General features: G+C 57.5%; 2 protein-coding genes and 2 pseudogenes. 3 read left to right on the plus strand and 1 reads right to left on the minus strand.

Features of this window, described 5'->3' with window-relative positions:
* Window positions 1-17 precede the first annotated feature (17 nt).
* Together AACY50_RS14550 and AACY50_RS14555 are read left to right on the plus strand one after the other, a co-directional pair.
* Entirely contained in the window at window positions 18-13,256 is a 13,239-nt protein-coding gene (locus AACY50_RS14550; RefSeq protein ID WP_339538770.1) for a hemagglutinin repeat-containing protein, read from the plus strand.
* Window positions 13,256-13,558, plus strand: coding sequence for a hypothetical protein (locus AACY50_RS14555; protein WP_339538771.1), 303 nt, complete (start codon window positions 13,256-13,258; stop codon window positions 13,556-13,558). Before AACY50_RS14550 ends, AACY50_RS14555 begins: the two co-directional genes overlap by 1 nt.
* A gap of 76 nt (window positions 13,559-13,634) precedes the next feature.
* Here the strand turns inward: AACY50_RS14555 and AACY50_RS14560 are convergent.
* A pseudogene (locus AACY50_RS14560) lies at window positions 13,635-14,246 on the minus strand (DUF899 domain-containing protein); the annotation flags it as partial.
* A 167-nt stretch (window positions 14,247-14,413) separates the two neighbouring features.
* Between AACY50_RS14560 and AACY50_RS14565 the strand changes: the two are divergent.
* Window positions 14,414-14,539 (plus strand): annotated as a pseudogene (locus AACY50_RS14565) (IS4 family transposase); the annotation flags it as partial.

The raw sequence follows: 14,539 nt of genomic DNA on the forward strand, positions 1-14,539 counted from the left end.
GTAATGAGATTTTAAACATGGACGTCCGCCACTTCGCCTTGCTCGCCCGTCAGCCCTCTGCTGCCGTGAAAACCCGAGAAACGTTTCTGGGCATGCCCAAGCGCGGGCTGGCGTTCCTGCTGGCGAACGTCATGTTCTGGCAACCGATGTGGGCGCAGGCCGACGGCATTGTCGTGGCCAACCCGAACACCTCGCTGGATCGAGCGGGCAACGGTGTGCCGATCATTAACATATCCACGCCTAATGGCAGCGGGCTGTCGCACAACCAGTTCCACGATTACAACGTAGGGGCGCAGGGCGTCATCCTCAACAACGGCTCTGTGCAGACCTCCGCCACACAACTGGGTGGTCACATCATCGGTAACCCGAACCTGAAGAACAGCGGTTCGGCGCAGGCGATTCTCAACGAAGTCATCAGTGGCAACCCGAGCCAGTTGCGCGGGTACACCGAAGTGGCGGGGCAGTCGGCGCGGGTGATTGTCGCCAACCCCTACGGCATCACTTGCAACGGCTGCGGTTTTATCAATTCGCCGCGTGTGACGCTGACCACCGGCAAACCGGTGCTCGACAACGGTCGGCTGGATCGTTTTCAGGTTGATCAGGGTTCGGTGGCCATCGAAGGTGCAGGCCTCAACGCGACCAACGTTGACCGTTTCGAAATCATTACCCGCAGCGCGAAGATCAACGCCGAGATTCAGGCGCAGAACCTGACCATCGTCGCCGGGCGCAACGACGTCAACGCGCAAACCTTGAATACCACGGCCCGTGCCGATGATGGCAGCGCCAAGCCGCAGTTGGCGATCGACTCCTCGGCGCTGGGCGGCATGTACGCCGGGGCGATCAAACTGGTCGGCACCGAGGCTGGGGTCGGGGTGAAACTCGACGGCAAACTGATCGCCAGCGGTGGTGATATTCAGCTCGATGCCAATGGTCATCTGAGTCTGGTTGATACCTCGGCGACCGGGGCAGTCAACGTCAAGGCTGCCAGCCTCGATGCACGCGGACCGGTCTACGCCGGCACCAGCGCGAACGTGCAGACCCAAGGTAACCTGACTAACCGCCAGACCCTCGCCGCACGCGACAGCATCAACCTCAGCGCCGGCGGGCAACTGAGCAACGCCGGTGCCATCGTAGCGGGCGTCAATGCCGATGGCAGCCGCAACGCCAGCGGTGATCTGAGCCTGAGCGCGCAGAACCTCGACAACACCGGCAAAAGCCTGATCGCCAGCCGCAACCTGATGGTCAACACCTCGCAAACCCTGAGCAACCAGGGTGGCACCCTTAGCGGGCAAACCACCGCGATCACTGCCGCAACGCTGGATAACCGCAATGCAGGCAAGGTCCTGAGCAATACCACGCTGAGCCTGAATGCCACTCAGGTGCTGAACAACAACGGTGTGATCAACAGCAACGCAAAGATTACGGCGAACGTCGGCCGACTCATCAACAGCAACGGTGAGCTGAGCAGTCAGAGCGACATTGTTCTGACCGTCACGTCGCTGGATAACGTCGCTGGCCTGATGACCGCCGGCCGTTTGCTCGACATCACAGCCCTCGGCGCGATCAACAACAGCACCGGCAGGATCGGCGCAAAGCAGAATCTGACCGTGCGAGCGCAACAACTCGACAACAACCAGCAAGGCCAGTTGACCAGTGAAGGCACGTTGACCACCCGCGTCAGTGATCGCTTGAATAACCAGAACAAGGGCCTGATCCAGGCCAACGGCGCGATGGACGTGCAGGCCACGCGTCTGGATAACCGCACCGGGAAAATTTCCAGCCTCAATACCCTGGCCGTCAGCAGCAACAACACCGACAACCGCGGCGGTACGATTCGTGCCGATCAGGCGGCAAAGTTGTTGATCAACGAACTGGACAACCGCAATGGTGGCCTGCTGACGTCGACGGGACTGATGAGCCTCAAAGCCAAGGAAGTGACCAACGATAGCGGACGGATTTCCGCCAAGGGTGATATCGACGCCAACATCGAGACCCTCAATCAACAACACGGCGAACTGGTCGCCGAAGGCAATCTGAAACTCACCGGTAAAACGCTTAATAGTCGTCAGGACAGCCTCGTTGGCTCGCTCAAAACCCTGACGGTCAACGTCGATCAGATCGATAACCGCGCCAGCACACTGTCCAGTCAACAGGACCTGCACATCAACGGTTCGCGGCTGGACAACAGCGAGGGCGGCAAGATGCTGTCCGACACGACCCTGGGCCTGAAAGTCGCGCAGATCATCAACGCCACCAACGGCCTGATCTTCAGCAAGGGCGCGAGCACCCTCAGCGGTATCGGCCTGAGCAACGTCGGCGGGCGCATCGTCAGCCAGAACACGCTGGGCCTGACCTTCGACGAGGCCATGGACAACCAGCAAGGCCTGATCAGCAGTGAAGGGCAGATGACCCTCAATGCCGGCAGCCTCGACAATCGTCTGGGCAAGTTGTCGAGCATCGAGGCAATGGCGCTCACCACCAAAGGCGCTGTATTGAGTCAGGGTGGCCTGATCGCCTCGCAAAAAGGTCTAACGTTCACCAGCGCCAGCCTCGACAACAGTGACAACGGCGTGATCAGCGCCAAGGCAGATTCGACGCTGACCACCGGCGAGTTCATCAACCGTCAGGGCGGCAGTCTGGCCACCGACGGCACGCTGTTGCTCACCGCCGCTCACCTGGACAACTCGGGCGGGACCATCGGCAGTCAAGAGAAACTGGACGTCTCGGTCACCTCGCTGGAGCAGGACGGCGGCGAGTTGTTCAGCAACGCCGACCTGACCCTGGACATGCACAACGGTCTGCTCAACAACCAGCGCGGCAACATTCATGCGCCGGGTCAGTTGCTGTTCAAGAACCTCAATGAGGTGAACAACAATGCAGGCGAAATGTCCGGCGCCAAGGCCTGGAGCCTCAATGCTCAAAGCCTGAACAACGACGGCGGCAAGCTGCTGAGCAACGAAAAGCTCACGCTGATTGTTGACCGTGCCCTGAGCAACATTAAAGGCGTGATCGCCTCAGCGGGCATCGAAGCGCGCAGCGCCAGCCTGGACAATACCCATGGCGAAATCCGTGGTCGCGGCGACGTTGACTTCAGCGTCACCGGTCTGTTCGATAATCAGGACGGCGTGGTCATTGCCGACAACGGCCTGACGCTCAAAGCGGCGTCTCTGGATAATCGTCAGGAAGGTCTGGTGGGCGCGACAAAAGCGCTGAACCTCACCGTCGACCGCGTCGACAACCGCAGCGGCGAACTGTCGAGCAAGGCTGATGTGAGCCTCATCGGCGCCTGGCTCGACAACAGCGACAGCGGCTACATGCTCGCCGGCGGCAATCTGGCGCTGACTGTTAATGAAGTCATCAACCGCAACAAGGGGCTGCTGTCCGGTGACAGCGGCCTGACCCTGACGGGCAAGACCCTGGAAAACAGCGGACGTCTGACCGGCCAGAAAGATCTCGCAATCAACCTCTCTGCGGACCTGAACAACGTGCAGGGCAGTGTCGTCAGCGAAGGGGCTCTGGCGATCAACGCCGATAGCCTCAACAACAATGGCGGCACCGTCTCCAGCGCCAAAGCGCTCACCGTCGATACTCGCGGCGCCATTCGCAACCGCGGCGGCAAACTGCTCACTGACTCCGATCTGACGATCAACAGCAGTGCGCTGGATAACCAGCAACAAGGCACGATCAGCAGTAAAACAAAACTGACCCTCACCACCGGTGACCTCAACAACAGTCAGGCAACGATCTACGCCGGCGACCAACTGCAAGTGACAGCCGGGCAGGTGACCAATACCAACGGCAGCATCGGTGCGGGCAACGCACTGATTGCCAATGTTCGTGGCCTCGATCAACAGGGCGGCAAGCTGTTCAGCAGTAATGCTGATGTCAGCGTCGATCTGAACGGCGGCGTTTTGAACAACCAAGGCGGCGTCATCAGTGCGCCGGGTCAGTTGCTGTTGAAGAATCTGGCTGACGTGAACAACCGTGGCGGCGAGATTTCCAGCGAGCAGGCTTTTGAGCTGCTCGCCAAGTCGCTGGATAACAGCGGCGGACAACTGCTGACCAATCAGAAACTCACCCTGCAGATCGACAACGCGCTGACCTCGATCAAAGGCAAGATCGCTGCCGCGGCGCTGCAGATTCGCGCGGCGAGTCTGGACAACAGTGGCGAAGGTGTTTTGCTCAGTGACAGCGATATCGACGTTAAGGTCGATGGCCTGCTGAACAACCAGAACAAGGGCAGCATCAAGGCCGCGCAACAGCTGAACCTCAACAGCACCGGCCTGAATAATCAGGGCGGCACGCTGGTGGGTGTTGCGGGCGTCGCGATCGATCTGGGCGCCACCGCACAGGATCTGAATAACCAGGACGGCCTGATCAGCAGCAAGGGTTTACTGAGCATTGCCCACCTGCGTGACCTGAATAACCAGAACGGCGAGATTTCCAGCGTCAACAGCTTCAGTCTGAAAGGCAGCAGCCTGGACAACCGTGGCGGCAACCTGATCAGCAACGATCAACTGACCATTACTGCGGCGGATCTGAAAAACCAGAGCGGTCTGCTCTCCGGCTGGAATGGCGTGAGCATCACTGGCGGCAATCTCGACAACAGTCAGCAAGGCAGTGTTTCCAGCCTGCTCGGCAACACCAGCATCGACCTCAGTGGTGCGCTGACCAACCACAGCAACGGTGGCGTAGGCGCGAAGGGCGAAGTGAGCATCAAGGCCGCGAGCCTCGATAACAGCAATGGCACCGTCAGCAGTGGCGGCAAGCAGACGCTGACCCTGACCGGCGGCGCGCTCAGCAATGCTTCCGGCGGCTTGATCGAGAGCGCTGACACGCTGGACGTCCGCGCTGCAACGCTAGACAACAGCGGCGGCAGAATCACCGCGAAAAAAGCCCTGACCTTCACCGGCACACAACTGAACAACAGCCATGGCAGCCTCGTTGGCGATGACAGCGTCAGCCTCGATCTGCTTGGTGCCCTGACCAACGTCAATGGTGCGCTTGGTAGCAACGGCCCACTGCTGATTAAACGCTCCGCCAGCGTCGACAACCGCGGCGGACAATTGATCAGCCGAACCCTGCTGAGCCTGCTCACCAGCGGTGATCTGAACAACAGCCAAAGCGGCACCGTGTCGGCCAAAGACCAACTGGATCTCACCGCTGGCGGCACGCTGTACAACAATACCGATGGCCTGATCTCCAGCCGCGATGCCGGGGTGAACCTCACCGCTGCCGCGCTGAATAACGGCAAAGGTGCCGTGCAAAGCATGACTGCACTGACCGTGAATGCGGGCAGCGGCGCCATCGACAACCAAGGCGGCAAGATCATCGCCCAGAACGGCGATCTGACCCTCACCGCCGCCAGCCTCGAAAGCCGTGGCGGTGTGCTCTCAAGCTTCAAGGGTTTGCTGCAAACCCGTCTGACCGGCGTGTTGCGCAACGGCCAGGGCGGCAAGATCGAAGGCAGCCGCCTCGACCTGCGCGCACTCGGTGGTATCTACAGCGACGGCGGGCGTATCGCCGCCAACAGCGGCAACATTCTGCTGAATGCCGGCGGCAATGCACTTGATAACAGCGGCGGCGGGATCTATGCCAAAGGCTTGGTGAAAGTCGACGCCGGTTCGATGAACAACAACGCCGGACAGGTCAGCGGCAGCGCCATCGAGTTGGGCGTTAACGGCAACCTTACAAACCGTAGCGGCCTGATCGAAAGCGCAAGCACTCTGGGGATTCGCGCCGCTAATCTCGATAACCAGAGCGGCAAACTGCGTGCCTTGGGCACCAGCGGCAAAACCAGTTTCCAGATCGGCAGCCAGTTCGATAACCGTAACGGTCTGGTGGAAACCGCCAACACCGATTTCACCCTCGCCGCACCAAGCTTCCTCAATGCCGGCGGTACGGTGACGCATGTCGGCCTAGGTGAGTTCGGCATCTCGACGGCCAACGTCATGAACGCCGGCGGCTCACTGGTGACCCGTGGCGGCCTGACGCTCAACGCCGACAGCTGGACCAACAGCAGCGTGATTCAGGCCGGGCGCCTGACGGTCAACGTCGGTAATTTCGTGCAGACCGCGAGCGGGCAATTGCTGGCTTCGAATCAGTTGGTGGCGCGCGGTGGTAACTGGACAAACGATGGTTTGATCGCCAGTGATGGCAGCATGGACTTCCAGATCGGTGGCGCATACGGCGGCAATGGCCGAGTGAGCAGCCTGGGTGACATGCAACTGGATGCTTCCACCCTCAACATTGGCAGCGCCGGGAGTATCGCGGCTAGCGGCAACACGACCGTTGGCGCGCGGGGTGGGTTGGCGGTTGTGAACAACTATGGGCGGCTGACTGCCGCCAATGTCCTGAGCCTCAATGCCAGCGCCATTAACAACTATGGCACCCTAGCGGGCGGCGCGGGTGTGAAGCTGACAGCGTCGTCATTGTTGAACGATCAGGGCGGGTTTCTGTTCAGTGGCGGCGATATGAAGCTTCGAGTGTGGAGTTTCAACAACAAAAAGTCTGATGTTTACAGTTTGGGCGGGATCGATATCGCGCGGGACGATGCAGGTAATCGCGCGGCGTCGGTGGAGAACCTTTCCGGGACGATGGAGAGCACCAGCGACTTCTCGATCAAGGCGGACTCGATTGTTAACCGTAGGGATCAGTTCAAGACCGTGTCCGAGATGTATTCGGCGGATATTGGGGTGCGTTGCTTGTCGTGCGATCAACTTCCTGCTAACTGGGTTGACCTACTGGGTAACCGAGGGCCTGCAAAGCAATTGGTATGGGAGCAAAAATTCAGAGTAAGTATTCTTGATGGGGAGAGTTCCAAGGCTGCCTCAATTACTTCCGGGACAAATCTTGATCTGTTCGGTGGCTCATTTCTGAACTCGAACTCTTCCGTTGCCGCTTCTGGAAATATTAGGGTCGACGTAGCCAACTTCGAAAACTCAGGTACTGCCACAGGCGATTATGTATCTCGTCGATATATCGCAGCGGGTCAATCACTTAACCAGTGGCGTGAAATCGCCATGTACAACATGCAAAACGACGCTGATTACAACAAGAATATACGTTTCTGGAATGCTAACGAGGTTGATTCGAGAGTAACTTCTCGGGAAGTGAAGCAGGGATCAAAGAATGAGAACGATTACTATCAAATAATCGGGCCCGTTGTACTGTATCTGGGAAGCTACACTGGCCCTCGGTACAAGGCGGTTAGTTTCGGCGACTCGTTGTATTCGAACGGTATCCGAACCGAAGCTCCTGACTTCATAAAAAATGCAGCCTTCGATGAAAAAATAGTCACTTCCGCCCCTTCAGGCTTCGCCTCGGCCATCATTCAGGCCGCCGGAAACGTCACCATCAACGCCACCAACAAGATCAGTAACGGCGTTGAAAAAGCCTACAGCGCGGGCGCACCCGGCACCTCTCGAAGCGCTGATACTGACGCGAGCGGTACTGGTAAAACCACCGTAATCAGCCTCAACAGCCAACTGCCACCCGACCTCGCCCAGCAACAGGTCAACCCGCTGACATTACCCGGCTTCAGTCTGCCGGTGGGTGACAACGGCATGTTCCGACTCAGCGGAAAAGGTGGTAGCGAACAAGTCACTGCGCCAGCCCCGACATGGACCGTCGGCTCCATTTCCGGCACTACCGCCCAACGTTCGGACGGCATGCCGGTCCGTCAGGCGGCCGACTTCCAGTTTGACGCCAATGACCCAGTCTCGGTGAAAAAGCGCGATCTGGCGCTTGCCAGTGGCGCATCGGTGAACCTCAACGACAAAACCGCCCAATTCAACGTCGGCACCACTGCCACTGACGGGCCAGTCGGCGTGCAACTGCCCAATCGTGGCAACGTTTCTTTCAATGTGCCTCGAGTACAGGGCCTGCCCGATACAAGCGTGCGCTCCAACCCGCACAAATACCTGATCGAAACCAACCCGGTACTCACTGACCTCAAGAAGTTCGAGAGCTCGGATTACCTGCTGCAAAAACTCGGCTACGACCCGGACAACAGCGCCAAGCGACTGGGCGACGGCTTCTTCGAACAACGGATGATCCAGCAGGCGGTCGTAGAGCGCACCGGCCAACGCTTCATCGACGGTCAAACCTCCGACCAGGCGATGTTCAAGTATCTGATGAACAACGCCATCGCCAGCAAGGATCAGCTCAACCTCTCGATGGGCGTCACCCTGACCGCGCAACAAGTGGCGGCGTTGACCCACGACATCGTCTGGCTCGAAGAGCACGAAGTGAACGGCGAAAAAGTGCTGGTGCCCGTGCTGTATCTGGCGCAGGCGAATAATCGTTTGGCGCCAAACGGGGCGTTGATTCAGGGCGGTGATGTCACTCTGATCGCCGGCGGCAACCTCGATAACGCCGGCACGCTACGAGCCTCCAATAACCTTTCGGCCGAGGCTGGCAATAACCTCACCAACACCGGACTGATCGAAGCCGGTGAACGCCTGACGCTCAAGGCCGGCAACGACATCATCAACAAGTCCGGCGGCATCATCTCGGGCAAGGATGTCAGCCTGACCGCTACCAACGGCAGCGTGATCAACCAGCGCGACGTGACCGGCTTCGACCTGGCCGGTCGCGGCAACCTGTTGCACCGCGACTACCTGGACAACGCTGCACGGATCGAAGCGGCCAATGATCTGACGATGAACGCCGGGCGGGACATCAACAACATCGGCGGCGTGCTGCAAAGCGGTCGGGACATGACGCTTGGTGCTGGTCGCGATGTGAATATCACTTCGGTTCAGAATCGCTACACGGACGCGCGGGGTAGCATTTTCCTCAATCAGACAATTACGCAGCACGGCGCTGAAGTGACGTCCGGGCGGGATCTGTCGATCACTGCAGATCGTGACGTGGCGATTGTGGCCAGTCGACTGGATGCCAAGCGCGATCTCAGCGTCGATTCAGGCCATGACATTGTCATTACTTCGGCCGCCGACGAGAGTGACTACGTCTCGCGCAGCAAAAAGCGCGCAACTGAAACCCATAGCATCACGCAACAGTCGTCGGTATTGAACGCCGGCCGGGACATTGCCCTGAAAGCAGGTAACGATCTGGGCATTATCGCCAGCCGGATCAAGGCCGAAGATGATGTCAGCCTCAAAGCCGTTCAGGACATCGCCATCGGCTCTGCCGAGGATGAAAATTCATCCTATTACTACAAGAAGAAAAATGGATCGCACGGACGTCGCAAAACCACCGAGAGTGAAAGTTACGACAGCACCAATGTGGCCTCGGTTGTGGAGGCCGGGCACGACCTGACCGTAAACGCCAGCCAGACGGACAAGGGCGGCGTTTCTCTGGACGGCGGTCGTGATGTCACGGTGATCGGTAGTCAGCTGAAAGCCGGAAACAATCTGGTTCTGGGCGCGATGAACGATATCTCGGTGCTCTCGGCGACTGACGAACACAGTGATTTCAGCAAGACCACTAAAAAGGGCTCCTTCGGTCTCTCCAAAAGTGGCAAAAGTGCGGTCAACTCCAGCACCAGTCAGGTCGCTAGCGAGTTGCAAGCAGGCAACGACGTCGTCGTCGCTTCAGGTAAAGACTTCCTGTTGCAGGCCAGCACTGCCACAGCGGGCAACGATGTCGAGTTCCGTGCCGGTCTGGTGGATGACACCGGCGACATCAATCTGATTTCGGCCAATGACACGGACTACAGCCGAAGCGAAGCCTATAAAAAGAAAACCGGTCTTTCGGTCTCGGGTGGCTTCCTTTCCCTTTCTTCGGCCAAAGAAGCAGGGCGGCTGGGTGAAGGTAACACCAGCGTGGGCAGCCTGGTCACGGCCGGCCGTGACACGATCCTCAGTGCCGAGCGCGATATCAATGTGGTGGGTAGCGGTATCGATGCCGGCCGTCACGTCAGCATGGACGCGGGCCGGGACGTCAACGTTATGGCCGCTGCCAATGAAAGTGCCGAGCACGCGTGGTCGAAGTCCAAACAGACGGGGATCGGCTTTTCCAGTGATGACAATGGCGTGGGCGTTTTTGCCGGCGTCGATGGGCTCAAGGAAAAAAATCGACGTGAACAGCAAACCGGCGCTGCCAGCCAGATCAGTGCAGGTCAGGATCTGACCATCAACGCCAAGCGCGATATCAATCAGAGCGGCTCGGATCTGGCGGCCAATAACGATATCGAACTGAATGCCGACCGCAATATCAACATCGACGCCGGCCGTGAAACCCTGTTGGTGGAACAGCAGCGCGAAACCGAGCGCAACGGTCTGGGCGTGCGCATTGATCACAACTATGGCCAGACGAAAGACGCCGTCAATGGTGCGGGCAAAGGTGAGGATAACGTCAGCAAGGGCTCAAGCACCCTCAAGGCTGTGGACGGCATCAGCCAGTTCCTGTCCGGACCGACAGCGGACGTCAAGTTCGGTAACAGCAAACAGAGCAGCAGTCAGCAAACTATCGAGCAAAGCAACCGATCTTCGACGCTGAATGCAGGCCACGATCTGAGCCTGAATGCGAAGAATGATGTAACGGTAAAGGGATCGAAGTTCCAGGCAGGACGTGACATCAACGTCGTCGGTCGTGACGTCACCTTCGATGTCGCCAAAGGCGCTGTCAGCCAGGACAGCACCCAGCGCGACAGCTGGGGCGGCATTCATGGCGGCACCAGCGGCGGCTTCAAGATCGGCATCGGTGGCAGCTACGGCGTAGCCACTGAAGACGGGACACGTGGCTCTTCTACGCCCACTCAACTGGGCGCTGGCCGGGATGTCAATCTACAAGCTGACCACGATCTCAATCTGATCGGCACACAGGTCACCGCCCACCGGGATATCGAACTCAACGCCTTCAACGATCTGAACATTCGTTCGGCACAGAACGACAGCGACAGCACAAGTAACCGGCACAACGGTGGCGGTGAAGTGGGGCTGGTCTTTGGTTCCGAGGGTGTTGGTGTCTACGCCAGTGTCAGCATGGGCAAAGGCAATCTGGAGCGCGAGGGCGAGCGGCAGCAAGAGGCTTACCTCTACGCCGGAGACCGGTTGGGCTTCACCAGCGGCAAGGACACCAATATCGCCGGTGCAACACTGCGCGGCGATGAGGTCAATGGTCGCGTGGGTGGTGACCTCAATGTGTCTTCTGTAGCCGACACCGGAAAGGTGAAGGGCAAAGAGTTTGATATCAGCGTTACTGCCACTATTGGTCCGGGCGCTGGCGTCAGCGGTTCGGTGGGCTACGGCCAGACAACGGGCAAGACCAATTGGATCGAACAGCAAACCACCATCACCGGTAAAAACAAGGTTGATATCCGCACCGAAAATCACACTCAACTGGACGGTGCGCTGATCGCTGCCGACAACGGCAATCTGAAACTGGATACCGGCACTCTGGGCTTTAGTGATATTGCCGGTTCAGACAAGGAACATGGCTACTACCTGAACGTCGGCGGCAGTTACACGGCGGGTAAAGGCAATGGCGCTCAGGACGCCAGCCAGACGGGCAAAGGCAAGGAGGGCGAGAACGGCTGGAGCGTCAGTGGCTGGAAGTACGACAAGGATCGCGAGCAGATTGTGCGAGGCACTGTCGGGGCCGGGGAAATTGTGGTTCGCCAGGACGCCGAGACTGGCAAGGATTCGACTGTCGGGTTGAACCGTGATGTCGACAAGGGCTACGAAATTACCAAGGATAAGGAGTCTCGTACCGATCTGTACGTGAGTAAGTCCTCGCTTGAGGCGGTAGCGGATCCTTCCGGCACATTGAAGGCCTGGGCCGACAAGATAGAGAACTACGCGGACGCTACTCAAGGTTCCTTTGAGGCTGCGCTCAGTCTGATTACCGGACCGGTCAACGTTGTCGGTCAAGCCTGGAATAATCTTCAGGCACAGCGGGTATCGCTGGATGAAGTTCCTGAGACAGCGCGCAAGGATCTTGGTGATGACCTGGCCCTCAACATCGCGAAAAATCTGGTTCGAAATGGCGGGAAGCCGGGAGATATCAATAATCTGAAACCGGAGGATGTCGCGGTCATCCGTAAATACGCGAAGGTGTTTGCCGAATTTGCCAGGTGCAGCGACTCAGGCGGGTGTGGTGCTGATGGTGATAAACCGGGGAATCCGGACGTTAACAAGTACCGTGATAACGACAAAAAAAACCTGACCACCTTGCTCAAGGATTTGCAACCAGGCACCCCCGGCGGCAAGTTATTGGCTGAGACTGAGCGGTTGCAGAGCTTCATGGACGGACTGCCCAAGGAGCAGGCCCAGTTGCTGGCTCTGGGTATCCAGGCAGCGATGGGCCCGGCAAAAATGGCCCTTGGTCTTGCAGGAAATGTTCTGATCGCCAAGTTGTTTGGCGACAAAATAGACGCGGCCAAAGACGCAATTTCCAAAGGCATTGCCAGTGAACTGAGCGGTGAGGACAAAGACTGGCTAGAGCACAGTGATAACACCTTTAAAACGATGTTTGCCGCTGGAGCGACCGAACAGCAGGGCGACATCTATGTACGCGGCGCCACTACTCTGCTGAACATCGCCTTGGGCACTGCGGCTAACATGGCAGGCAGTGTCACTGGCAAGGTCTTCAGTGTCGCGGGTGGAAAGGGAACCACAGGCGGTAAACTTACCGATCCGATTGATCCCAAACACCCGGGTTGGGCAAATGAATTCGGCGATACATCGGGCAAGGGATGGGTTGACGGGCCACCGGTCAAACCAACTGTTGCGCCTGTGCACACCGACGTGCCGAAGCCTCATGTCGAGGCGGTGGTAAAAGTCGAGACTGCGAAATCCGTCAAAGGCAGTCATGAATATGAACTGCTTAACAACCCTGCTGCGAGAAGCCCCAACACCCGGTATGAGCTGGATAATGGCAATACCTTTACGACCAACAGTAAGGGTATGGTAGAAGAGCTGACGTTCACCCCGACCAAAGAGAAAGTGCCTCGGGATTCCAGGCAGACGGAGGCTGGTAAAGAAGGCCGTGACACCGACGTGGGTGGGCATGTTCAGGCATGTAGCAATGGCGGGACATGCGATAAATACAATCTTTTTCCTCAGGACAAAAATTTCAACAATTCAGCCTACAAAGTGTTCTATGAGAATAGAGTGAAGGAAGCGCTCGACGATCCATCAAAAACAGTGGGTGTAACAACCGTCAGGTTCGTGCGTGAAGACCCAGGCTCAGTCCGTCCTGACGCGATGAGAGTTACTTACATAGTTGATGGGAAGGCTAAAACCGTAGTCTTTAAAAACGAGCCCCATCAAATTCCGGAGGTTATATAGTGATTACTGAAGATATAAAAATCGTCCAGGAAATTTTCCAGGAAGTCGAAGCCGGTATCGTTCATGGCTACGATGCATTCAGCTACGGTGTGGTGTTGGGGGAGGGATACATTGAGACGGAACTGGGCGTTGAGAAAGACGGCGTGGAGGACTGGAACGTCGAGACCGACATAAATGATGCGAAAATTCTGCGTCTTGTAGGCGAGTTACAGGCTAACGCAGTCAAGCGCGGTGAACCATGGAAGTCCTTTGTCCTGTCTTATCGCGAAGGCGAACAGGTCAAAACAAAATTCAACTATTAGATGGTGATGCGTATTCCAGGCATCCACGATGCAGCGGGCGGTATTGCCGGCCGCTGCCTTTCCTTTAATTTGCTGATTATCTCTGGTGGCAGCAACTCGAGGCTTTTTCATTTTCATATCGATCATGATGCCGCACCCACTCCATGATCTCCTCCTCATTCCTGCCCTTGGGCGTGAGGTCGAGGTAGTTGTAGGCACCCACCAGCATGTCCAGGCCTCGGGCATAGGTTGAGTAGGTGTGGAAAATGTCTCCTTTTGCATCACGATAAAACACGCTCAGGCCGGGCATTTCTTCCTCGGCACTGTCAGTCTTTTCGTAGTTATACGTAGCCTTTCCTGCAGCGACATCTTCAGCGCGGGCACACACGCCAAAGTCGTAGTTGAAATCGGAACCGTCTGACGACACCCAGTCGAATTTCCAACCCATGCGCTGCTTGAAGGCCTGGAACTGTTCAAACGGTGCGTGGGAAACCGCGACCACAGCGATGTCGTGGTGGGCCAGGTGCAGATTGGCGCCGTCGATGTGGTCGGACAGAAACGAGCAGCCCTGGCAGCCTTCTTCCCAATCCTCGGCAAACATGAAGTGGTAAACGATCAACTGGCTGTGATTGCCGAACAGGTCGGCCAGCTTCAGTTCACCGTTTGGGTCGTGAAATCGGTAGCCCTTGTCGACTTTGACCCAGGGCAACGGGATCCCTCAGGGACAGACCACGTTTAGAAAGTGCTCCGAAAACGTAGTCTGCCCCTGAGGGATCCCCGATTTTTCTTACAGAAAATCAAGAAGTTGGAATATTGAAGAGGCCTGCATGAGTCGGCAACTTGGTTTGCACCACACAAATACAAGAAACCGAACCCATGCAAGCCATCCGATTTTTGCACAGAGCGCTCGCTCAAGCACTGCCCTCTATCCATTCTCGCCGCCTGACATCACTGATGAGTTGTGTCAGTTCGTTACTGCAAGGACGTCGACTGACACTGACC

It is taken from the genome of Pseudomonas sp. RA_15y_Pfl2_54 (genome assembly GCF_963971015.1).
Lineage (GTDB): Bacteria > Pseudomonadota > Gammaproteobacteria > Pseudomonadales > Pseudomonadaceae > Aquipseudomonas > Aquipseudomonas baetica_A.